Genomic DNA, 23,401 nt, shown 5'->3' on the forward strand with positions numbered 1-23,401 from the left:
CTATGAGCGTACAATCCCATTACGACAATCACCTGGCAGCCTTCTATGCCTGGATGACCGGTAATTTCGAAACAAAGCAAAAAGAACAGGAAGCCTACTTCGTCAGCAAGCAAATAGCGCCTTTCGCCAACCATGCAGCCATTGACCTGGGTGCAGGACATGGACTGCAAACCGTTTCCCTTGCCAACCTTGGATACACGGTATACGCGGTGGATTTCAACCAGCACCTGCTGTCTGAACTCAATGCCCAAACAAAAGGCCGCTCCGTAAGGACCATCCTGGCTAATATCACCAACACCAATCAGTATTCCATGGAAACGGAACTGATAACGTGTATGGGTGATACACTCACACACCTGGAAAGTGCGGAAGTTGTATCTACATTAATAAAGGAGTGGTACAATATGCTGTTGCCCAATGGTAAACTGGTGCTTTCTTTCCGTGATCTTACGCAGGCTTTGGAAAATGAAGAAAGATTTGTACCCGTTAAAGCAGATGACGAAAGGATCCATACCTGCTTCCTGGAATATTTCCCCGGTTTTGTAAGAGTGTTTGATATGTTGCTGGAAAAGCAGAACGGGCAGTGGATACAGAAGGTAAGCAGTTATCAGAAACTGCGTTTGGGAGTTGAACAGGTAAAAATGATGCTAACTAATGCCGGGTTCCTGGTACACGATCATGAAGTGATCATGCGGATGCATTATCTCGTAGCACAAAAGCGGAACTAAACAGCAGGCCGCTTAGGCAAAATAGCTACCGTCAATCTGCTCACACATACCAGCTTATGATGATCATCTGTAATGCGGATGTCCCAAACATGGGTAGAACCCCCAATGTGTAAGGGTTTCACCAACGCATGCACATACCCTTCTTTGATCCCGCGGATATGATTAGCGTTGATCTCCAGCCCGACACAGATCTGTTTTTCAGGATCTATGATCAGCGCAGAAGCAACACTGCCAACGGTTTCAGCCAGCGCAGCAGAAGCACCACCATGTAACAAACCATAAGGTTGTTTGGTACGATGATCTACCGGCATCATGGCACGCAGGCAATCCGGGCCTATCTCCGTAAATTCCATCCCCAGCAAAGCGGCCATGGTATCCTTGCCCATTTCGTTGAGCTGATCCAATGATATGTCCAGCGAGAACCAGATAGATTTCATATAGAAGAAGGTTTGAGCTTGATCGCATTCGCTACAACATCCGGCAGGAATTGTGCGGCGTCTCCCTTATACCTGATCACATCGCGCACCAATGTGGAAGCGATGGTTGAATATTCAGGAGAACAGGTGAGGAAGATGGTTTCTACTTCATGATCCATTTTACGATTGATATCCGCAATGGCTTTTTCATATTCAAAATCACTCACGTAACGGATACCGCGTAAGATGAACTGGGCATTGATCTCTTTACAGAAATTCACGGTAAGCCCTTCGTAGGAAGCCACTTTGATCTTAGGTTCATGCTTATAGATCTCCCGGATCCATTCCACCCGCTGCTCCACAGTGAACATGGGCACCTTGCTGGAATTGATACCAATACCTATCACCAGTTCATCAAATAAAGGCAGTGCACGATCAATAATATCGGTATGACCAAGGGTAACGGGATCAAAGGTTCCTGGGAATAAGCAGATACGTTGCATATGGTAAATATTATTCGCCGGCCGAGGGTTTCCTCAGTTCTTCCCGGTTAATGAATATGGAAAATATGGTGGTTCCGTAATTTCTTTTTGAGCGGAAATAGCTAAACTGCTCGTAATTATTGCGTGGTGTATGTTCTATCACAAACCATCCTTCCGGTTTCAGTAATTGCCTTTCAAAAATGATCTTCGGCAGATCATCAATGTTAGTGAGCTGATAAGGAGGGCCGGCAAAAATGAAATCGAACTGCTCGGTACATTGCTGCAGGTATTTGAATACATCCATCCGCACCAGTTTCAATTTCACATCCAGCATCTCTGCTGTTTTGGCGATAAAATCCGCCATGGCATTATCCTTTTCCACAATCGTCTGATCTGTTGCGCCGCGGGATGCCAGTTCATAACTGATAGCACCTGTACCACCAAAGATGTCCAGCGTTTTGAGCGCGGAAATATCCAGGTTGTTTTCGATAATATTGAACAGGCCGCCCTTCGCAAGGTCCGTTGTTGGACGGGTATGCGGCATATTGGCAGGAGGGCTGATCTTCCTGCCACCCATTGCTCCTCCTACTATACGCATAAGGCCAATGCATAAAGATTGTGAAAATGATGTGCAGGTACTTCATTCATCTTGCCGATGTAGAGGAACCCTTCCGGCTTATTCACCCAGTCCAGCCGTGGTAAAAAACGGTTCAGTTCCTGGTACACCTGGGAGTCTTTTGTGAGCGCGCCACCCAGTTTTATTTTTGCCTGCAGTTCCGTGAGGTCCAGCTGGCGGAGAGAATTAACGATGTAGTATACAATATCCAATCCACTCCGGTAAGGCAGCTGCTGTTGCAGCAATAATTTACCGGCGGCATAGATGGTTAGCGCAAATTGCTGCTGTTGTACCTCAATGAACACCACCCCGTCTGAGAACATGATATCGCGATCCTGTTTGTAAGACTTCAGCAATGCAGAGTGGGCATGTACCACCCGGTCTGAAGAAAACTCCTTCCGCAGAAAACCCAGGATATCTTTATCCGTAGCATATACATTCACCATACCCAGTTCCGGCAAACTGTCTGATAGTACCGCTTCCTGGATCCTTTCCAGGTGTGCCACATGGAGGTAATCCTTTTTCAACTGACCCGCAAATAATGGTTCCGGCACTAAGGTATTATCCGGAGAATCAAAGCCCAGTAGTACTTCTTTGAAAGCGGTAAACAGTAATTTATCTGCATCAAAGATCTGTTCTATCATTTCCAGATCAGCCACAGCCAAGGTTTTAGGCTGATAGCTATAACTTTTCAGGGCCAGGAATTTGCGGGTGGTGGGCGCCAGTACAGCATAACTGAAGGTGCCGCTGCCGATCAGCACCAGCAGGGTGCAGATCGTCAGATCCGTTTCCAGCAAAGTGGCATCGTCTATCGCGTAAGTCGGTTGTATCGTATAAGCCACAGGCATGCGTTTCAGTATTGTAAGGCACAATAATAATCAAAATAAATGAGAGTTAAGGATGGCTTAAAGGCCGTATTTTTGCATCGCCCAACGGAAACCCGGGGAAAAGCATGCAAGTAGACGTATCCAATAAACAGATCCTGAAGATTGCTGGCCCTATCTGCCTGGCCCTGATCCTGCCCCAGATCAATCACATGACCAATGCCGCCTTTTTGGGTCACCTGGGGGAATTCCCTTTTGCCGTGAACGGCATTGCCGGTATCTATTACCTGGTCATGTACATGATCGCTTATGGATTGAACAGTGGTTTGCAGGTCCTTTTTGCCCGGAGGGCGGGAGAATTGAATTATGCAGGTATGGGCCGTTACTTTTCCAATGGCATTCTGCTGGCCCTCCTCTTTTCTGCCATCGCTATCGTGATCACTTATGCACTGGCGCCTTACTTTTTTGCGCACAGCCTGCACGACCCCAATATCCGGGATGCTGCCACTTCGTTCACCCGTATCCGTATCTGGGGTTTGCCTTTCCTGATGCTGATGGGGTTATGCAATGCATTTTATACCGGCACCGGTAATACACGTCTGCTGGCTATTACTTCTCTTTTCCAGGAAGCCGTGAACATTGGTTTGGATTATGGACTGATCTTTGGCAAAATGGGCTTGCCGGCATTGGGTTTGAATGGCGCTGCTTATGCATCTATTATTGCGGAGTTCGTGGGGTTTGTGGTGGCATTTTGTTTGTTACTCGGCTTTAAGTTCCACATAAAATTCCACCTGTTCACCTGGCTTAAACCGGACTGGACATCCATCCGTAATATCCTTACCATTTCTGCGCCCCTGATCGTACAATTCCTCTTCAGCATCGGCAGCTGGCTGATCTTCTTTATATTTATAGAACACCTGGGGCAAAGACCACTGGCTATTTCCAATATGATGCGGAGCATCTTTGGGCTCTTTGGTATTTTCACCTGGGCATTGGCCTCAACCTGTAATACGATGGTCAGTAATCTTATCGGGCAGGGGCGGGAAAATGAAGTGGTGAGCGTAGTAAAGAAGATCGGTGGATTTGCGCTGCTTTGCGCGATGGTAGTAAGTTTGCTGATCAACATCTTTCCTTATCAGTTGCTGCATATCTACACAGCAGATACCGCTATGATCACGGAAGCACTTCCCTCTATCCATGTATGCACACTAGTCACCTTGCTTTCTTCTATCACGGCGATCGTATTTAATGGTGTTACCGGCACGGGTAATACACGCATCAATTTATTCATTGAGTTTGCGGCAGTTACGGTATACCTGATCTATTGTTTTGTGGTAATAGAACGCTGGCAGAGCCCGTTGCATTGGGCCTGGGGAGCTGAATTCGTGTATTGGACCACGATGTTCTCGCTGGCGTTATGGTACTTAAGGAGTGGAAGATGGAAAGGGAAAACTATTGCATAGCGTCCAGCATCTTCTTCATTTCCATCTTATAACCCTGATCATCCGATAAAATAGGACGGAGCCGCAGGCCTTTATTCAGGATTTCCATGGCCTGTGTTTCCTTGTTACTATGCCGGAAAGCAATGGCCAGATCAAGATAGTTCTGTATGATGCTGGCTTTTAGCTGGTTGCATTTTTCATAACTGGCAATCGCTTCTTCTATGGTACCGGGTGGCACTCCACCGAACAATACTTTTGCAGCTGCCTTTTCAATACCACTCAGGTTGGAAAGATCATAATTCCATTTTCCCAGGAGATGATATACTTCTGCATAATCCGGTTTGAACTTAATGGCCAGGTCTGCATACTTTTTCGTTTCTGAGAAAGCAGCTACTTTTTCCTTTGCACCGGATATCGATCCGATATATGCCCAGGTCATGGCCATGGCGTAATTGGCAGTGGGATTTTCCGGCTCTACTTTTAAAGCCTCGAAAGCATAGATCTTTGCGTTATTGAAAAACTCCAGCTTCTGCGCTTTGTCTTTCTGCCTGCCCCCTTCTCTTCCGCAGATGAGGCTGGCCTGGCTAAAGGAAGCAACATGACCGGGAGACACCTGTAATACTTCTTTGTATTTCGCGAGTGCTTCGCCGTCTTTCATTTGTTTTTCAAGCATTTGTGCCTGAGCAAACAATTCTTCAACAGATTGCGCTTGCAGGGAAAGAGAAACCCAGCAGGTTAGAAAAAGTAAAATGGTTTTCTTAAGCATAGGACTTTATTGAATTTACGGGTACCTAAAAATAAAGATTAATATTGTTTTTCCAGCGTTACCACGGAAAAAGAGAGGTCTCCACCAAAGGGTGGTGCTTGTTTTTTCAGTATTACTCTGGAACGGCTCACTGCGGGGAAAGTACTTTTGATGGTAACCGAGATATCATGTACTACCTGTTCCAGCAAGGGTTGCGGCGTTTGCATGATGCGTTTGGCGATGGAATGCAGGATTTCGTAGTTAACAGATTCAATAAGAGAGGATGGGTGTTGTGGTTCCGGAATACTTACTTCAATATCCAGTATGAAATAATTGCCAATTACCTGTTCTTCCGGGTAAAGGCCATGATAAGCGTAGAATTTAAGTCCCTCCAGTGCAATAGATAGCATAGTATAAAATATCGAAGGATCAATGTAAAGCATTGATCCTTCGTGATGAAATTAATGTCCTTTTGCAGAGAGGTATCTTTCCGCATCCAGTGCAGCCATACAACCGCTACCGGCAGCAGTTACCGCCTGGCGGTATACTTTATCCTGTACGTCTCCACAGGCAAAAACGCCTTCCACACTGGTTCTGCTGGTGCCGGGGATGGTTTTGATATATCCCTGCTCGTCCATATCCAGTTTGGATTTGAAGATATCAGAATTAGGCTGGTGACCAATGGCCACGAAGAAAGCGCTCACCGGAATGGTTTGTTCTTCTTTGGTTACAAGGTTCTGAATACGAACACCTTCTACTTTATTTTCACCGGTCACTTCCAATGTTTCGGAATTCCAGTACACCATAATGTTGGAGGTTTTCAGTACACGGTCCTGCATTACTTTAGATGCTCTCATTTCATGACGGCGAACCAGCATGTGTACATTAGAGCAGATCTTGGAAAGATACAGTGCTTCTTCCGCTGCGGTATCTCCTGCACCCACGATGGCTGCTTCTTTCCCTCTGAAAAAGAATCCGTCGCAAACAGCGCAGGCGGAAACGCCGCTGCCGTTCAGGCGTTGTTCTGAAGGAAGGCCCAGCCATTTGGCGGAAGCCCCTGTTGCTATAATAATGGCATCTGCCGTGATCGTTTTTTCTTCGTCTATTTCCACTTTATAAGGCTGGGAGGAAAAATCCACGGCGGTAGCCAATCCATAACGGATATCAGCACCCATGCGGCTCGCCTGCTTTTCAAAATCCACCATCATTTCAGGCCCCTGTATGCCTTCCGGATATCCCGGGTAGTTCTCAACTTCAGTAGTGATGGTCAATTGACCGCCGGGTTGAATGCCCTGATACAATACGGGTTTCAGGTTAGCACGGGCAGCATAGATCGCTGCGGTATACCCTGCCGGGCCTGATCCGATGATCAGTACATGTACATGTTCTTGTGGAGTGTTGTTTTCCATGCTGTTGTTGCTGTTGATTGGTTTTGATTATTTTGGTATAGTAATGGTCTTGTAAGAAACACAGTATCCGCCCCAGTTACCTAATGCGCCCTGCACATTGCCGATCGCGCGGTTAGGTTTTAACGGACTGCCTGTAGTGTTATATGCCAGATCAAGGGTACGCCAGAAATCATAGGTACCATGATCTACGTTACAGAACTTGAGTGCTACCGTATCCCCTCTTTTAAAGAATTGATGTTCACCCGTTTCCGTTGTTTTATTCTTATCAACACCTGCATCCAGTGGTATTTCAAAAGTAGTGCCGTTCACTGCTTTGTCATCAAATACTGAATTCAGGCCTGCCATAAAGTCCTCTTTGTTACGAGCGGTAAAGTATCGGACATAATTACCTCTTTCAGGCGCGTCTGTTACTTTTACAAACAGGCGTACTTTGGTAACATCCGGGCCTTCCACTCTTTTCCATCCTATGGAATCCAGGGAAAACCTGCCTTCCGGAATGGTAGTAATGGAAGAGAGCACCTTATCGCCAACTTCTATGCGCAGTGTATAGCTGGCGCCTCTTTCCCCCACAAAAGCGTTACTCATGTCAGCCGTATCCACGGTATAAAAGCAGGTGGTGTCTGAGCTGTACTCACGCAACTGATGCGTTTGTGCGCCATTGGACACGGTGATCTTTGCACCATGTACAAAGGAAGCCAGTAATTGCTCCGGTTCAATTTTAGAAAAATAGTCAAGACTGCGGCTCAACGTTACCGTTGGAAACCTGCCATCCTCAATCATCCCTTCCACCACCAGCTGCTCTCCTTTATCCCGGAGATCAACTGAGTTCCCTTTTTGGCAAGCCGTACCCGACACAATTGTCAGTACAAGTAGAATAGGTGCATTTCGCATAAGAGTGCAAAAATAACGGGTTGGGAGGAGAAAATCGAATCGGGTAGTACGAAAGGTATCTATATGGGTATAATCCCCCTTTATGGGCACAAAAAAAGCATCCCGCCATTTGTATAGGCGGGATGCTTTTATCCCAGATTCGAAGATTAATATTTAAACCAATTATCCCAGATAGGATTTAAGTGCGCCGCTGTAGCGGGCCTTTTGAAGCCTTTTAATAGCTCTTTCTTTGATTTGGCGGATACGTTCCTTTGTCAAATCGTACTTCTGTCCTATTTGTTCAATCGTTGCGCCGTTTTCACCATCCAGACCAAAATAAGCGTTCACAATTTCCGCTTCGCGGGGGCTCAGGGACTTGAGCACGCGACGGATCTCTTCTCTCAAAGAATCCTGCATGACATCATCGTCGGTTACAGCGCCACCTTCCAGCAGATCGCCCATCGCTACATCTTCCGCTTCGTGCACAGGTGCATCGAGGGACATGTGGCGGGTATTGCTCTGGAAGATATTGTTGATCTCCGATTCAGACATTTCCAGGATCTCAGCCAGCTCTTCTGTAGAAGGCTCACGTTCGTTTTCCTGTTCAAATGCCATGTAGGCTTTATTCGCTTTATTATAAGTGCCAATTTTATTCTGCGGCAGACGAACAAGACGACCTTGTTCAGCCAGCGCCTGCAAAATGGATTGACGAATCCACCATACAGCGTAAGAGATGAATTTGAAACCTTTTGTTTCATCGAAACGTTGTGCTGCCTTGATCAACCCTAAGTTGCCCTCATTGATGAGGTCAGAAAGGCTTAAGCCCTGGTGTTGATATTGTTTGGCCACAGAAACAACGAAACGAAGGTTTCCTGTAGTTAATCTTTCTAGAGCCCTTTGGTCCCCCATTTTGATACGTTGGGCCAATGTGGTCTCCTCTTCTGGAGTTAACAATGGGATCTTCGAGATTTCCTGCAGGTACTTTTCTACCGCCTGCGAATCACGATTGGTGATCTGGGTGGCAATTTTAAGTTGCCTCATATTTTAAAATTTGGTTTACGAATAATTTGAGAGCGCTTGCACATAAATTCTAACGTTATAACACCGGAAAGATATTTTTTGTTGTAACATTTAAATGTGATATCTTACACAGTTGCGAAATTAGCGTGCAAAGATCGTGCTAATCCCCCACTCTTCCAAATAACTTGATATGGCATATAAATGGGTTACGATTTGCGGGGTAACTTCAGCGTTACGTGTTCATTGTCAACTGTTCAACGTTTTTCAATTAAGCCTCTATGTCTCAATAGTATAACAAAGTACACGATATAAACGTATTTTTATAGCGTTTTAGTCACTATTTGAGGGGGTTTAATTAAATTTTAACAATTGAAAATAAATCTCATTCAAATTAAGATTTTCTCTAATTTACCATAATACTCATTGCAAAATTTTCAATGGACTACAGAAGCGACACTTTTACAAAACCCGGCAAAGGCATGCTGAATGCCATGATTGAAGCAAACACAGGAGATGACGTTTTCGGAGAAGATCCTACCGTGAACAAACTGGAAGCCATGATGTCAGAACTTTTTGGCATGGAGGCAGCCCTTTACTGCCCTTCCGGCACAATGAGTAACCAGATCGCCATTAAAGTACACACCCTCCCCGGCGATGAAGTCATTTGCAGCACCCTGGCGCACGTTTATATCTATGAAGGAGGAGGCATTGCCTTCAACGCCGGCGCACAGGTCAGGGCCCTGGAAGGGGACCGTGGCATGATCACCGCCGCAGATGTGGAAGCTGCCATCAACCCGGATGATATTCATAAAGCCCGAACTTCTCTTGTATGCCTGGAAAATACTTCCAACAGAGGCGGCGGATGCTGTTATGAATGGGAACAGATCGAACAGATCCGGGAAGTTTGTAACAGACATGGTTTAAAACTACACCTGGATGGCGCCCGCCTTTTCAATGCATTACTGGCCACCGGCCAAACCGCAGCACAATTCGGCGCCACTTTCGATAGTATCTCCGTTTGCTTAAATAAAGGCATGGGCTGCCCCATGGGCTCCATATTATTAGGTTCCGCTGCTTTCATAAAAGAAGCCCGCCGCGTACGTAAAAAACTGGGTGGCGGTATGCGCCAGGCTGGTTATATGGCTGCTACCGGGGTTTATGCATTGGAAAACAATGTGGAACGCCTCGCAGAAGATCACCAGCACGCCAAGAAGATTGCAGGTGCTTTGCTGGAAAGAGAGTTCACCGGTCACATGCTGCCCGTGGAAACCAATATCCTCATCTTTGAAGTGAAACATCCCTGGACGCCCATCACCTTCCGGGATTTCATGCAGCAACAGGATATTCGCGTGATGGCCATTTCTCCAACACAGGTACGCATGGTGCTCCACCTGGATATTACACCGGAAATGGTGGATAGGACCATTGCCGTGATCCGCAGTATGGAGTGATTTCCTTCACATTATTGTGCAAATATGATCTGATATTTGTCTAATGGTTGTATAATCCTTGCTTCATCCAAGCTTCATCCTTGTGCAAACCTGCTCCAGGCAAGCAGATGAAGCTTGGATGAAGCAACCATTAAGCAAGGATGAAGCAAGGTTGGAGCATAATTATGGCCCATAATTCGGAATCCATCCGATATTCAATATTTTTGCATGCTCAAAAACAGGCTTAATCAAGAAAATGGAACTTTCGAAGAATTATATCCCTGCCTCGGCAGAAGACAAGTGGTACAAATACTGGATGGACAAACAATACTTCCGTTCAGTACCTGATGAACGTCCTCCTTTTACGATCGTGATCCCCCCGCCGAATGTAACAGGTGTGTTACACATGGGGCATACGCTAAATGAGACCGTACAGGATATCCTTGTCCGCCACGCCCGTATGAGCGGTTTTAACGCTTGCTGGGTGCCGGGATCTGATCACGCTTCCATTGCCACCGAATCCAAGGTGGTGAATATGCTGAAAGAAGAAAAAGGCATCGAGAAAAGCCAGCTGAGCCGGGAAGAGTTCCTGAAATACGCCTACGAATGGAAAGATAAATATGGCGGTATCATCTACCACCAGATCAAAAAACTGGGCTGCTCTGTAGATTGGGACAGGGTGAGCTTCACCATGGACGATCATTATTATAAAGCGGTGATCCGTGTGTTTGTAGACCTTTATGGTAAAGGGCTCATCTACCGCGGCGCCCGTATGATCAACTGGGACCCGAAAGCCAAAACTGCCCTCAGCGATGAGGAAGTAGAATACAAAGAACTGAATGGTAAACTCTACCATGTTAAATATGCGATTGTAAATGGAGATGGCAAACCTACCGGCGAATTCATCACCATTGCCACACAACGCCCTGAAACCATTATGGGGGATACTGCCATCTGCGTAAATCCGGAAGATGAGCGGTATGCACACCTGAATGGCCACTTTGCCGTAGTGCCTTTAGTGAACCGGAAAGTGCCCATCATTTATGATACATATGTAGATAAAGAATTTGGAACAGGTGCCCTGAAAGTAACCCCTGCCCATGATATCAATGACTATAATCTCGGTCTGAAACACAACCTGGAGATCGTTGATACCCTCAATGATGATGGTACCTTAAGCGCTGCAGCAGAAGTATTTGTTGGGGAAGACCGCTTCCGTGCAAGAAAGAAAGTAGTAGCTGCCTTAACAGAACAAGGCCTCATGGTGAAGGAAGAAGAATACGCCACCCGCTTAGGTTACAGTCAGCGTAATCCGGATACAGTAGTGGAACCACGCATCTCTACACAATGGTTCGTGAAGATGGCAGACATGGCGCAACCCGCCCTGGATGCAGTAGTGAGTGGCGATGTAAAGATCCATCCCGGCGATCGTTTCCTGGCTACTTACAAATACTGGATGGAAAATGTGAAGGACTGGTGTATCTCCCGCCAATTGTGGTGGGGTCAGCAGATCCCCGCCTGGTACGATGATAACGGTCAGTTTGTAGTAGCAGAAACACATGATGCCGCACTGAAATTATATGCAGAAAAGTTCGGCAAACAAGCCACAAAATTAAAGCAGGACGAAGACTGCCTCGATACCTGGTTCTCTTCCTGGCTCTGGCCCATGGAGGTTTTTTCCGGTATCAGCGAACCTGATAATGCAGATATCAATTACTACTACCCTACTTCTGTATTGGTAACAGGGCAGGATATCATTTTCTTCTGGGTGGCCCGTATGATCATGGCCGGCCTGGAATACAAGCAGGTAAAGCCCTTCAGCGATGTGTACTTCACCGGTATGGTGCGTGACAAGCTGGGCCGTAAAATGAGCAAACAATTAGGCAACTCACCTGATCTGCTGGAGCTGATTGAAAAGTATGGCGCAGATGCCGTACGTTTCGGTATCATGATCTCCTCACCTGCCGGTAACGATCTGTTGTTTGACGGTAACAGCTGCGAACAAGGCCGCTTCTTCAACAACAAAATGTGGAACGCCCTGAAACTCGTGAAGATGTGGAAGACTGTTGAAAATACCGGCGCGCCTGTTCCCACGTTTGCAGTAGAGTGGATGGAAAATCGCCTCAACGAAGTACATGCAGAAGTAGAAAAACTCTTTAAGGACTTCCGTTTGAGCGAAGCCCTCAAAGCTATATACAGCCTTATCTGGGACGATTTCTGCAGCTGGTACTTAGAATGGATCAAACCGGGTTTTGAACAACCTATTGATGCGGGTGTGTACGAAAAGACCATCGGTTTCTTTGAGCGCCTCATGCAATTGCTGCATCCGTTCATGCCATTTGTAACAGAAGAATTATACCACCTGCTCCGCGAACGCAAAGCAGGAGATGATGTGGTGATCCGCCAGTTCACCAGCCCTGCAGCTACAAACAACGCCGTACTGGTTGAAGGCGCATTGGCAAAAGAAGTGATCAGCAGTATCCGCGATGCCCGTAACAAGAATCAGTTCAAACCTAAAGACGAGATCGAACTGCATATTGAAACACATCACGAGAATGCCTTTAAACGGATAGAGAGCATTATTGCCAAACAGGTGAACGCCAACGTGGTAGCTTATACGAAAGAATCCATTCCGGGTGCTATTGCGCTTGTGATCGGAAAAGATAAGTTCTACCTGGTTACAGAAAGAGAAGTAGATCCGGCTGCACAGCGGGAACAACTGCTCAAAGACCTGGAATACCAGCAGGATTTTCTTCGGAAAACGGAACAAAAGTTATCTAATGAAAGATTCGTGGCAAATGCCAAACCGGAAGTGGTGGAAGCAGAACGAAAGAAACTGGCAGATTGCACCGCCAAGATCCAGGCAATTGAAGAAAGTTTGAAATCACTATAATTTTAAAGATCGTCCGGCGTTCAATAACCGGACGATTCTTTTTAGCACCCTATGGCAAAGAAATTCCTTCATACTGTCACCTTTATCTGTTGTTGCGTACTTGGAGCAACTGCCCAGAGCAAACCAGCGGTTAAAAAACCAGCTGCTACACAGCCTGCTGCGCAGAAACCACTACGCTTCCGCACTACCTGGGGTATTTTCCTCAGCGATACCCTCCCCCGTCCGGAAGTATTGAAATTGCTGGATTCCGCCCTGATCGTAAGGGATGGCAGCAACCAGAAATTCCCGGTTGTTTCTTTTGATTTCACCTATGAAAAGAAGGAACCTTTTTTGAACGACACCACCAATGAAGTGAGTATCTATACAGAATACGTGGGTGATTCTTTTAAATCGGATAAGATCTCCACTCCCTGGAGCAGCCGGTTGAAAGAAAGTATTCAGAAAGGCGAAGTATTGTTCTTCAATAATATTGTGATCAGGTACACAGGAGATAAGCTCTACCGCGCACCGGAACTGAAGATCATCGTAAAGTAAAAATAGTTATTCTCCCGAGCCCATTAAGATCCCCCAGGGCTTCATGTTCGGTATCCTGTCAAAGATAATTTTGAGCAATGCCATTGCTGGTATGGAAATGAACATCCCCGCAATCCCCCATATCATACTGCCCACAAATACACCCAGTAAAGTGATCATGGCATTAATAGATACTTTGGATCCAACGATCCGCGGCAATAATATATTCGCATCCACTAGGTGAATACCAAACAGGGAAAGTGCTGCCCAGAGGGCCAATGCAGGTGTGCCGGTAGTTAAGGTCACTACCAGTGTGATGATAACTGTTACTATCATTCCCAGGTAAGGAATAATGTTGAAGATAGCGCCGAGCGTACCCAACAGCACAGCATATTTTACCCCCAGCAATAACAGCGCAGAGATGTTCAGCACGGCCACTACCACCATTTCAATGAACAATCCTACCACATAACTTTTTATAACAACACGCCCATGTGCTATCACTTCATGTACTTCCTCCGCATGATCACGATGGAACAGCTTCAACAGGAAACGCATCAGCAGCTTGCGATAGAACAGCAGGAAGAAAGTATACATCGGGATGAAGATGAGGAAAATGAGGATGGAAGAAACAGACGATACCGCATTCATCGCAAATGCAGAAACAGTAGTGATGCTCTTTGCAGCCGTTTCATTGATCCAGGCTATCTGCTGATCAGAGTCGATCTGAAATTTCTGATCTATCCAGAGCGTTAATTCATTCGCCTGCACCATTAATCGTTTTTCCAGTAAAGGCAGATCCGTTAAGAACGAAGTAGTTTGCCAGGAGATGAAATACAACAATCCCAACAGCAACAGGATGAATACTATGACAGCTACAGTAGCAGCCAGCGCACGTGAGAATTTGATCCGCTCCAGGCCTTGTGCCACCGGCAATAAAAGGATGGCGAATATAAACCCGAAAGCTACCGGCGCCAGTATCTCTTTCATCGTACGCAGGATGATCACGATCAACACCAGGCTTAACAGGGTATGACTAAGTCTGATGTAGAAAGGTTGTGAATTCTGTAGCGGTCTCATGTTTGGCATTTAATAGCTGAATAATTGCTGCAAAGGAACGATCACTTCAAATCTTTCTTTCCGCAGCGGATCGCCCGGGTTGGTATTCAGCAGATGGCTGTACCTCACACCAAACGTAAACGGTAATACATTCCCCAGTTTTGTATCGAAGAACAATTCTGCTCCTGTAGATGCATATGTAACATCCAGCTTCGTCCTAAAGTTGTAAGCTACGCTGTGATCGTAAAAGATATTTCCTCTCAGGCGGTTGAAGAAGAGGATATTGGCAAATCCCCAATCCGGGTAAGCAATAGGGAAATGATAGTTGGCCCCCAGTTTATACATGTGTTCATAGAACGGTTTGTTATACCCTCTGGCATACACAAAATAATCTGTAAACGCATAACGAAGGCTGGTATCCTTTTGCTGGAATGAACCTTGCAGCACAATACTATGATTTGCTGAGAAGCCCGGCAGGTAAAGGTCTAAACGGCCATACAGTTGTTCTGCCGGAATACCATTTAATGATTTATTATAACGGAACTGTAAGGATTGTGCAAAATGGGAATTGATATTCTGTACCGCTTTGATCCGTTGATTGGTGAAACTACCATTCAGATCCAGGTACTGGACATTATCATCGCGGAAAACATATTTGGAATTGCCGCTGCGCGCACGGGTCACCTGGTGGTAATTACCGTTCAGTGTGAGGTAGCGATAATATTTCCCTGAAGTGAAATTCAGCGGGATGCTCAAACCACCATACCAGTCCAGCTCATTCCACTGAAGCGAGATCGTATCATTCACATTTAAAAACCGTTGCATCCGGTAATCCGCTCCCAACCGCAGATAAGGGAACCAGGCACCATACAGCAATGATGCACTCACACTGGGGCTCTCTTCATTGTAGTTATATCTTACCCCCACCCTGCTCTGTAAAGTACCCAGCACATTCTCCCCCTGCAGGAACAAACCGTACTCGGGATCATCTATCTCCGGTATCCAGCTATGGAAGTTGAAAATTCGATGTGTTTTAGGGTATTTACGGGCTTTATAATCTCCGGCAGGGATTTTATCGAGGATATTCCCTCCTTCGCCAAAATCAGGTTCTAACCACGCGCTGTGTTTATTTACGAAGCTATTGGCGGAGAGATCTGTTTTTAATAACTTATAACCATCTGCAGTGAATTCGCTGAATACGATATGATCTCCTGCAACAGCCATATGCTGCACACCATTGGGCCGGTTTGTGACCTGTTTAACTTCATTACTGTTTAAAGCGTATACATTATCAGCATCTTTGAAAGCTGCGGTGAAGTAAATAGTTTCTTTTTCTATCAAAGGGATTCCTATCGTCTGTACACCAAACGGCACCAATACCTTCACACTGCCATCTGCCACTGCCTGCTGAATGAGGCCCATCCTGCCTTCCTGGTCACGTACTGCACTGATGATATACTGATCGTCCGCCGTGAATTTGGGATAGGTATAATACCAGTTCTCCGTATTCGGAAAAGTATGCACCACTGCCCCTGTTTGCGCATCCAGCAATTTAAGCTGGTATTGCTGTTCTGGCGTAATCGTCACTACCGCTATCTTCTTTCCGTCAAAAGAAAGATCAGGAGAAAAACACCGGCGTTCCAATCCCAGTGTCTGCATCTGCCCGTTGCTGCGGTCATATACTTTCACCACGGAATTATCTTTCCAGCCCCAGCGTGCATCAAACCGGCTTTCCGTCCATAACAGTTTATTATTACGGTAGCTGAAATAATCATCAAAGCCAATACCTGGCCTTACGATCAGGGTTTCATTCCCTGCTGCATCCAGTTCATAAAAGCCTGTGATCTTTTTATAAGAGCCTTTGGAAACAACATAACTGCTATCTCCCAGCGCATAAACGTATTTGTAATTGGTAACCGTTTTCGTAGCGGGCGTTAAAGTATCCGCTGCTGGCTTTTCCGCTGCATTCCAGGCTGCTGCATATTCATCCAGCGAAGCTTTAAAGAAAGCAGCCGCATTTTTGCCGGTACGGTGTTTCAGGCTTTGCGAGAAAGGATAGAATACACCGCGGTACCGCACCGCATCATCCGTTACATCTTTCCAGAACGTTTGCCCGTAGTTCTTTCTGCCATAACTCGTCATCAAATACCCCGTAGCATAATGGTCCGGTATAAAATTGCGGTAAGATCCATTGCGGATCTGCATGAAAGAATACTTTTTATTGGCCAGCGTTAAAGCCCTGAAATCATTGAAGAATGCCGGTAACCGGCCCCTGCCCTGTAAACTGAGTGCGGTTTCCATCACCACGGCATCACCTTCCCAAAACCAGTTAGGCACCGCAATATTGGTGATCGCAGCCTGCCCCAGTTCTCCGCCCAGGTAATAAAACACCTTACTGAGCCCTTTCCGGAAATTGTTGTTTTGCAGCACATGGCGGTACTCATGGAGGGCCAGCTGATCTACCCAGTTCACAGAACCCACATCATTACTGGAAGGCGGTGGCGTGAGGAAGAATTCAGAACGGAAAGGTCCCAGCTGTACATATCCGTTGGATTGCATGGTTTGGGATTGCAGCAGAATGCTCACCTTGTGTTGCAAGGGACCAATGCTGTTCCGGTGATAACGGCTGATCTGCTGTACGATATCCGCCACCCGCTTACCCTGGGTCTCCATTCCTTTCGGAAAGATCACCCGCACCGTATCCGTATTGATCTGTTGCCATTTGAGAGAGGGCGGATTGCCGCCAAATTGTTGGGCTGTAACCTGCTGCACCAGCACTACAGCTATTGCAAGGCATAGAAGTCTGCGCATATTGGGAAACAAATTACATACAATTTCGAAGTATGCCTATTAAATTTCATATCTACAGGCCTGACACCAGTGTGACAACGCACATTCTGCATTTTTCCGTATTTTTGTAGTCTATAAAATGAATGATACGATGGAAACATTAGCACCCTCACCCATAAAATTGACCACCGGCGCCGTTCAGGAGCTCAACCGCATCAGAAAGGAAGATGGCTTCGACGCTACACAATACCTCCGTATTGGTGTTAAAGGCGGTGGCTGTTCAGGACTTTCTTACGTTTTGGGCTTTGATGCCAAAATGGAAGACGATGACATCTATGAACTGGAAGGTATTCCGGTAGTGATGAAGAAAGCACATGGCATCTATCTCCTGGGAATGGAAATAGATTTCCAGAATGGCCTGAATGCCCGCGGATTTACTTTTACCAATCCAAATGCAAGTTCCAGCTGCGGCTGCGGTACTTCTTTTGCGGTGTAATAATATTCACTAACAGGAACCGGCTTCTCTAAAGGAGGCCGGTTTTTTTATGCCCAATATTTCCTGTTAACATGTAATTACAAATTTGTTTTGATCCGTATCCTCAATATTGCATATCAACTAAATAATTGTATGAAGTATTGTCTATACATGGATGAGAGTGGCAACCATGGGCTTACTCAGGTGGATGAAAGCTTCCCGGTTTTCCTTTTATGTAGTGTATTAATTGCAGAATCAGATTATGATACTATAAGAAATAGTATAAACGAAGTAAAACATCAGTTCTGGAATAGCATAAATGTGATCTTTCATTCCCGTGATATCAGAAAATGTGACAAGGAGTTTGCAGTATTATTTGATCTGGAAAAGAAAGCACAATTCTATGAAGGGATTAACAGGATCGTGGGGGGGAATAATTATACTATTATAGCATCCGCCATAAGAAAAGATGAATACATAAAACGATTTGGCCGCCTGGCAAATGATGTATACGAGATCGCGCTGTCCTTCATTATTGAAAGAGCTATTTTTCTGCTGGATGACATCAGAGATCCCCATAAGGAGCTGGAAATCATTATTGAAAAACGGGGCGCCAAAGAGGACAAGCAACTCCATGAGCATTTTCAGCGGTTAATGGCACGGGGAACCGGCTACGTTTCTGCAGAACGGCTAAGAGCATACAATCTTTCCATCATCTTTAAAAGTAAAAGAGAGAATATAAACGGCCTGCAGCTGGCAGACCTTGTTGCCTACCCTATCGCCCGTTATGTGATAGACAGGGATAGACCTAATCCCTCATATGATGCAATTAAAGATAAGATCTATTCAAAAAGAGGCCGTATCTATGGTCTTAAGGTATATCCATAAAAGCATAAAGCCAGGCTCTCGCCTGGCTTTATGCCGATCGGGGACACCCCAGTCCAAAAATTTTAAGGGGAACCTTATTATAGGTCCAAGGCAAAAGTAACGCTTTTATTGAGAATAATTTCATCATAATGACTGAACCTTTGTCAAAACAACAACGGCCGCCTCATTGCTGAGCCGGCCGTTCTGATATGTAAGATAAGTAAAAGCTTATTTGCCGCTTACTAACGGAGGAGCCTTCTGTACTACTACAGCTTCTTTCTCGTTAGAAAGTGTATTCTTCTTATCGAAGTCCACCAGTACAGGTGCAGCTACGAAGATAGAAGAGTAAGCACCCGTGATCACACCGATCAGCATCGCAAACGCGAAACCACGGGTTACTTCACCACCAAAGATGAAGAGGATCAGGATGGTCAGGAACACCGTTACAGAGGTCATGATCGTACGGCTCAATGTATCATTGATCGCGCGGTTGATCACTGTTTTGGTATCTGCACCCTTCAGCAGGCGGAAGTTCTCACGGATCCGGTCAAACACGATCACCGTATCGTTCATCGAGAACCCGATCACCGTTAGGATCGCCGCAATAAAGTGCTGGTCAATCTCCAGGGAGAATGGCACCCAGGTGCGGCAGAATGAGAACACTGCCAGTGTTACCAATACGTCGTGCAGCAGCGAGAAGATAGTACCGATAGAGTACTGCCATTTCGAGAAGCGCAACAGGATGTACAGGAAGATCACGATCAGGGAAAGGATGGTAGCTTTCACCGCACCTGCCCTTAAGTCATCAGAGATGGTAGGCAATACGGTTTGAGAACCAACAATGTATTTATTGAGGAACGTTTGTTCGTCGATGTTACCGGCGTATTGACCTTTCAGCCCTTCATACAGCTTAGCTTTCACCTCTGCTACTGCTGCATCAGAGTTGTCGTCTATCTTATAAGGAGTGGTGATGTTCAGCTGATCTTTACCACCGATGGTTTTTACGAAAGTTTCTGAACCATAGATATCGCTCAGTTTCTTACGCACTTCTTCTGCATTCACCGGTTTCTCAAAACGCACCGTATAGCTGCGTCCACCGCTGAAATCCACACCGTGGTCAAAACCATGGAAGAAGGAACCGATACCCAGGATCAATACGATACCAGAGATCACGTAGGTGTACTTACGCATGCCCACGAAGTTGTAGTTGGCATGTTTGAAGATCCTGCGGGAAATAGGTGTGAAGTATTCCAGGTGTCTTTTCTTGTTCGTCCACCAGTCAGTGATCATACGGGATACCAGGATACCGCAGAACAGGGACAATAAGATACCGATGATCTGTGTGGTCGCAAAACCCAATACAGGGCCTAAACCAAAGTAGAACAGGATACAGGCGGTGAGCAGGGAAGTGATGTGACCATCCAGTACCGGCGCGTAAGAACGTTTGTAACCGTCTTCCACAGCCTGCTGGTAAGTTTTACCACGACTCAGTTCATCCTTGATCCTTTCAAATATGATTACGTTCGTATCCACAGCCATACCAATGGTCAGTACCAGACCGGCGATACCAGGCATCGTGAGCGTTGCGCCCAGTGAAGCAAGGATACCTACGGTGAACAGCAGGTTGAGGATCAGTGCGATATTCGCAACCCATCCGCCTGTGTTGAAGTACACCAGCATCAGGATGAAGATCACGATGAAAGAGATGATGAAAGATTTAGCGCCTGCCTGGATGGATTCCTGCCCGAGGGTAGGTCCAACTACTTGCTCCTGCACAATCTTGGCGGGGGCAGGCATTCTACCGGAAACCAGGATATTGGCAAGGTCAGTTGCTTCTTCCAGGCTAAAGCTTCCGCTGATGGAAGAGTTACCGTTAGGAATTTCTGAATTGATAGAAGGTGCAGAGTATACTACGTTATCCAGTACGATCGCTACATAGTTCAATGTGCGCGGATCTTGCGGATTGCTTGGTTTCAGTGCGCGGGTCAGGTTACGCCAGTCACGTGTACCAACGTTATCCATGCTCATGCTCACTTCCACTTCGTGGTTCTGTCCGAAATCAGCTTTAGCTGCAGTCACCCTTTCACCGGTGATCCTTGCCTGCGGATTGGCCGGATTTACTTTGATACCATATACAGGCAGTGGTTGTGTACGGTCTTCACGTTTGGTTGGACCATATACAAACACGAGGTCTTTTGGCAGAATGGCTTTCACACCCGGCGTTTCTATATACCTGCGGAAAGTAGCCGTATCCTTTGGAAAGATACGTCCAAGCATAGAGCTTGGCATGATCTGATTCTGATCATTTACGTTAGGTATGAAGATAGCGAACAGCGGATTTTGCTTAACCTGCTCAGCACGCAAAGCATCCATTTGCTTGGCGGAGTCACCACCCAGTTTAGAAAGACCGGAGTCCTTAGCCAGCAGGCTGGTAAGGCTGGCGGCAGAATCTTTAGCTGGTGCCGCAGCGGCAGTAGCAGCAGAATCTGTTGCGGTAACAGGAGCAGCAGAATCTTTCTTAGCAGCGATACCCTGAGAGATCTTAATCGCCTCGTTCATGGGTTGCAATACTGTTAAGTAGAATTCTTCACCACTTTTATATGTTTCACGGAATTCCAGGTTGGCGCTGGCTTGCAGGTACTTGCGTACACGATCTGCATCATCCACACCGGCCAGTTCCACGGAAATGATACCGCGGTTCTCATCCAGGTTGATAGATGGAGAAGCTACCCCGAACTTGTCTATCCGGTTTTGTAACACTTTATAAGTGTTCTTGATGGCTGCTTTAGATTCATTACGGATCACATTCAGCACCTGATCGTTGGTACTGTTGAAAGTGATCTGTTTTTGTTGCGCATTGGCGAAAATAGAAGCGAGCTTGCCATTTGGTGCTTCCTGTTTGTAGGCTTCACCAAACAGGGTCACGAAATCTGACTGGCTGTTCTTCTTAAGCTCAATGGCTTTTTTGATGGCATTGTTGAATGCCGGGTCCTTGGAGTGACCGGAGAGGGAGCGTACTACGTCTTCTACACTAACTTCCAACACCACATTCATACCGCCCTGCAAGTCCAAACCGAGGTTCAGTTGCTTTTCTTTCGCTGAGGTATAGGTGGTAAACCAGGGAAATCCCGCAATCTGCTTGCCACTGGCGCTGTCCAGCATCTGTTCTGTCCTTTCCTTGATCAGGTCGTTCAGCGTGTCGGCATAAAGGGCTTGCGCTTCTTTATTACCGGCATGCTTCTGTTCAGCGGTAGGATATTGGCCGGCCACAAAGGCTTCGGCGGCGGTCTTTATCTTTTTCTCATAGTTCCGTACCACGAACGTGAAGGACAATTGATACAAAGAGATAAGGATCAGTGCGACAGCAAAAAATCTAACCAGTCCTTTTAGTTGCATTTTGTTTCGGATTATTAATATAAATTTTTTAAGAGTTGCAAAGATAGAATTTAAATTGATATATTAAAGCCCGGTTCAAAACAGTTAGTAATCCACTATCCGATTGGTTTTGAACGAGATTTTGGCCAAAAATTTCCTTCTATGATGCAACGCATTTTTACGGCAGGTGCAATATTGGTTTTTTTTACGAACTGCCAAACATCCCGGACAATTAATTCTGCCGCTATGCACAATTTAACATCCGCTTACCTGGATACCCTGCTGCAAGCCCGCAGTGCCCGGCTGGGCCCTGTTATGGACAACCCAAAGGAGTACCGCCTGCAGGTCATTTACACCCGGATAGACCGTAAAGCTGGTAACCAGCCTGTATTTACGGACTTTTACTACCATCTTTCCCCGGACCAATATTTCTACCCTGCCTCCACGGTAAAAATGCCCGCAGCCTTCCTGGCGCTGGAGAAACTGAACCGCCTGAAAGTGGATAAATATACCCCGATGTACACAGATAGCCTGGCAGGCATCACTACGGCTGTTACGGAAGACACTTCCGCCGAAAACGCACAACCCTCTGTAGCTCATTATATTAAGAAGATCTTCCTGGTCAGTGACAATGATTCTTTTAACCGACTGTATGAGTTCATCGGTCAGGAAGAATTCAACCAGGCCCTCTGGGATAAAGGTTACCCTGCCTCCCAGATCCGCCACCGGCTGGATATTGCCCTTCCTCCGGACAGTAACCGCCACACCAATGCCATCCGGTTTGAAAAGGAGGGCAAGGTGATCTATCAGCAAAAAGACCAGGTGAGCACCCTCTCCTTTGCCCCCAGGCAGGATTCCGTGGGTAATGCACATTACAAAGGTTCCACACTCATTAATGCCCCTTTCGACTTCTCGCTGAAGAACCGCCTGTTGCTGGCAGACCTGCATAATATGCTGAAAAGCGTAATTTTTCCGGAAAGTGTAACATCTGCGTCTGCTTTTCGTTTAACAGAAGACGATTACCGGTTTTTATACCGGTATATGTCTCAATTGCCAACGGAAACACGCCATCCGGCCTACGATACGGCCGAATTCCATCATAATTATGTAAAATACCTGATGGGCGGCGCAGACGGAAATGCACAATTACCGGCAGGTTTGCGGATCTTTAACAAACCAGGCTGGGCTTATGGCTTTTTGACAGATGTAGCATATTTTGTGGATTTTGACCATGGCGTGGAGTTCCTGCTCTCTGCCACTTTGTATGCCAACAAAGACGGCGTGATAGGAGATGACAAATATGACTTCGAAACAACAGGAAAACCTTTCCTGAAAGCACTCGGTGAGATCATCTATGAAGAAGAATTAAAAAGATCAAGGAAATACAAACCAGATCTGAAGCGTTATAAAATTGACTACAATGGCATTCAACAACTGTAAAATAAAT

General features: G+C 46.1%; 20 protein-coding genes. 8 read left to right on the forward strand and 12 right to left on the reverse strand.

All coding sequences use genetic code 11. The annotated features are described in order from the left end of the window. Positions 1-2 precede the first annotated feature (2 nt). On the forward strand, positions 3-728 hold the full coding sequence (locus GFS24_RS10840) for a bifunctional 2-polyprenyl-6-hydroxyphenol methylase/3-demethylubiquinol 3-O-methyltransferase UbiG (RefSeq protein WP_153659580.1): 726 nt from the start codon (positions 3-5) through the stop codon (positions 726-728). On the opposite strand, the gene GFS24_RS10845 is transcribed toward GFS24_RS10840, so the two are convergent. Genes GFS24_RS10845 through GFS24_RS10860 form a run of 4 tightly spaced genes read right to left on the reverse strand, consistent with a single transcriptional unit; the run spans position 725 to position 3,090 of the window. Beyond that, the gene (locus GFS24_RS10845; protein ID WP_153659581.1) at positions 725-1,165 is read right to left on the reverse strand and encodes a hotdog fold thioesterase; all 441 of its coding nucleotides are present in this window, start codon (positions 1,163-1,165) and stop codon (positions 725-727) included. The two genes, GFS24_RS10840 and GFS24_RS10845, sit on opposite strands and share 4 nt — an antisense overlap. Beyond that, positions 1,162-1,647, reverse strand: coding sequence for a pantetheine-phosphate adenylyltransferase (gene coaD / locus GFS24_RS10850; RefSeq protein ID WP_153659582.1), 486 nt, complete (start codon positions 1,645-1,647; stop codon positions 1,162-1,164). Before coaD ends, GFS24_RS10845 begins: the two co-directional genes overlap by 4 nt. A gap of 10 nt (positions 1,648-1,657) precedes the next feature. Continuing rightward, positions 1,658-2,224, reverse strand: coding sequence for an RsmD family RNA methyltransferase (locus GFS24_RS10855; RefSeq protein ID WP_153659583.1), 567 nt, complete (start codon positions 2,222-2,224; stop codon positions 1,658-1,660). Continuing rightward, the gene (locus GFS24_RS10860) at positions 2,215-3,090 is read right to left on the reverse strand and encodes a DUF3822 family protein (protein ID WP_153659584.1); all 876 of its coding nucleotides are present in this window, start codon (positions 3,088-3,090) and stop codon (positions 2,215-2,217) included. The genes GFS24_RS10855 and GFS24_RS10860 overlap by 10 nt, the downstream gene beginning before the upstream one ends. 104 nt (positions 3,091-3,194) lie before the next feature. Between GFS24_RS10860 and GFS24_RS10865 the strand changes: the two genes are divergently transcribed. Then, positions 3,195-4,529, forward strand: coding sequence for an MATE family efflux transporter (locus GFS24_RS10865; protein WP_153659585.1), 1,335 nt, complete (start codon positions 3,195-3,197; stop codon positions 4,527-4,529). Here the strand turns inward: GFS24_RS10865 and GFS24_RS10870 are convergent. From GFS24_RS10870 to GFS24_RS10890, 5 genes are all read right to left on the reverse strand, one after another. Next, entirely contained in the window at positions 4,519-5,274 is a 756-nt protein-coding gene (locus GFS24_RS10870; protein WP_153659586.1) for a hypothetical protein, read from the reverse strand. The two genes, GFS24_RS10865 and GFS24_RS10870, sit on opposite strands and share 11 nt — an antisense overlap. A gap of 38 nt (positions 5,275-5,312) precedes the next feature. After that, positions 5,313-5,663 (reverse strand): dihydroneopterin aldolase, encoded by a 351-nt coding sequence (locus tag GFS24_RS10875; RefSeq protein WP_173003043.1) that lies wholly within the window; start codon positions 5,661-5,663, stop codon positions 5,313-5,315. A 51-nt stretch (positions 5,664-5,714) separates the two neighbouring features. After that, positions 5,715-6,662, reverse strand: a complete 948-nt coding sequence (gene trxB, locus GFS24_RS10880; RefSeq protein ID WP_153659588.1) for a thioredoxin-disulfide reductase — start codon at positions 6,660-6,662, stop codon at positions 5,715-5,717. Positions 6,663-6,689: 27 nt separating this feature from the next. Then, positions 6,690-7,553 carry a DUF4249 domain-containing protein gene (locus GFS24_RS10885; protein ID WP_153659589.1) on the reverse strand — a complete coding sequence of 288 codons (864 nt, stop codon included), beginning with the start codon at positions 7,551-7,553 and terminating at the stop codon, positions 6,690-6,692. 162 nt (positions 7,554-7,715) lie between these two features. After that, complete coding sequence (locus GFS24_RS10890; RefSeq protein WP_074239472.1) at positions 7,716-8,573, reverse strand: RNA polymerase sigma factor RpoD/SigA; 858 nt, start codon at positions 8,571-8,573, stop codon at positions 7,716-7,718. 416 nt (positions 8,574-8,989) lie between these two features. Here GFS24_RS10890 and GFS24_RS10895 point away from each other — a divergent pair, with 416 nt between their 5' ends. The 3 genes from GFS24_RS10895 (at position 8,990) to GFS24_RS10905 (ending at position 13,409) form a co-directional block, all read left to right on the forward strand. Next, entirely contained in the window at positions 8,990-10,003 is a 1,014-nt protein-coding gene (locus tag GFS24_RS10895; protein ID WP_153659590.1) for a low specificity L-threonine aldolase, read from the forward strand. A 235-nt stretch (positions 10,004-10,238) separates the two neighbouring features. Beyond that, complete coding sequence (locus GFS24_RS10900) at positions 10,239-12,875, forward strand: valine--tRNA ligase (RefSeq protein WP_153659591.1); 2,637 nt, start codon at positions 10,239-10,241, stop codon at positions 12,873-12,875. 51 nt (positions 12,876-12,926) lie between these two features. Further along, complete coding sequence (locus tag GFS24_RS10905; RefSeq protein ID WP_153659592.1) at positions 12,927-13,409, forward strand: hypothetical protein; 483 nt, start codon at positions 12,927-12,929, stop codon at positions 13,407-13,409. A 6-nt stretch (positions 13,410-13,415) separates the two neighbouring features. On the opposite strand, the gene GFS24_RS10910 is transcribed toward GFS24_RS10905, so the two are convergent. Both GFS24_RS10910 and GFS24_RS10915 read right to left on the reverse strand, forming a co-directional pair. Beyond that, positions 13,416-14,468 carry an AI-2E family transporter gene (locus tag GFS24_RS10910; RefSeq protein ID WP_173003044.1) on the reverse strand — a complete coding sequence of 351 codons (1,053 nt, stop codon included), beginning with the start codon at positions 14,466-14,468 and terminating at the stop codon, positions 13,416-13,418. 9 nt (positions 14,469-14,477) lie between these two features. Further along, the gene (locus GFS24_RS10915) at positions 14,478-17,258 is read right to left on the reverse strand and encodes a hypothetical protein (protein WP_153659594.1); all 2,781 of its coding nucleotides are present in this window, start codon (positions 17,256-17,258) and stop codon (positions 14,478-14,480) included. Positions 17,259-17,388: 130 nt separating this feature from the next. On the opposite strand from GFS24_RS10915, the gene GFS24_RS10920 reads away from it, so the two are divergent. Together GFS24_RS10920 and GFS24_RS10925 are read left to right on the forward strand one after the other, a co-directional pair. Next, complete coding sequence (locus GFS24_RS10920; protein ID WP_153659595.1) at positions 17,389-17,733, forward strand: iron-sulfur cluster assembly accessory protein; 345 nt, start codon at positions 17,389-17,391, stop codon at positions 17,731-17,733. 132 nt (positions 17,734-17,865) lie between these two features. Beyond that, a complete protein-coding gene (locus GFS24_RS10925; RefSeq protein WP_153659596.1) occupies positions 17,866-18,600 on the forward strand; it encodes a DUF3800 domain-containing protein in 735 nt (244 codons plus the stop codon). 207 nt (positions 18,601-18,807) lie between these two features. Here GFS24_RS10925 and secDF read toward each other — a convergent pair whose 3' ends face one another. After that, complete coding sequence (secDF, locus tag GFS24_RS10930) at positions 18,808-21,975, reverse strand: protein translocase subunit SecDF (protein ID WP_153659597.1); 3,168 nt, start codon at positions 21,973-21,975, stop codon at positions 18,808-18,810. 225 nt (positions 21,976-22,200) lie between these two features. On the opposite strand from secDF, the gene GFS24_RS10935 reads away from it, so the two are divergent. Then, positions 22,201-23,394: a serine hydrolase gene (locus tag GFS24_RS10935; RefSeq protein ID WP_153659598.1), complete on the forward strand. Its 1,194-nt coding sequence runs from the start codon at positions 22,201-22,203 to the stop codon at positions 23,392-23,394. Positions 23,395-23,401: the final 7 nt, after the last annotated feature.

Origin of the sequence: Chitinophaga sp. SYP-B3965, from assembly GCF_009647655.1 — a bacterium.
Taxonomy (GTDB): Bacteria; Bacteroidota; Bacteroidia; order Chitinophagales; family Chitinophagaceae; genus Chitinophaga.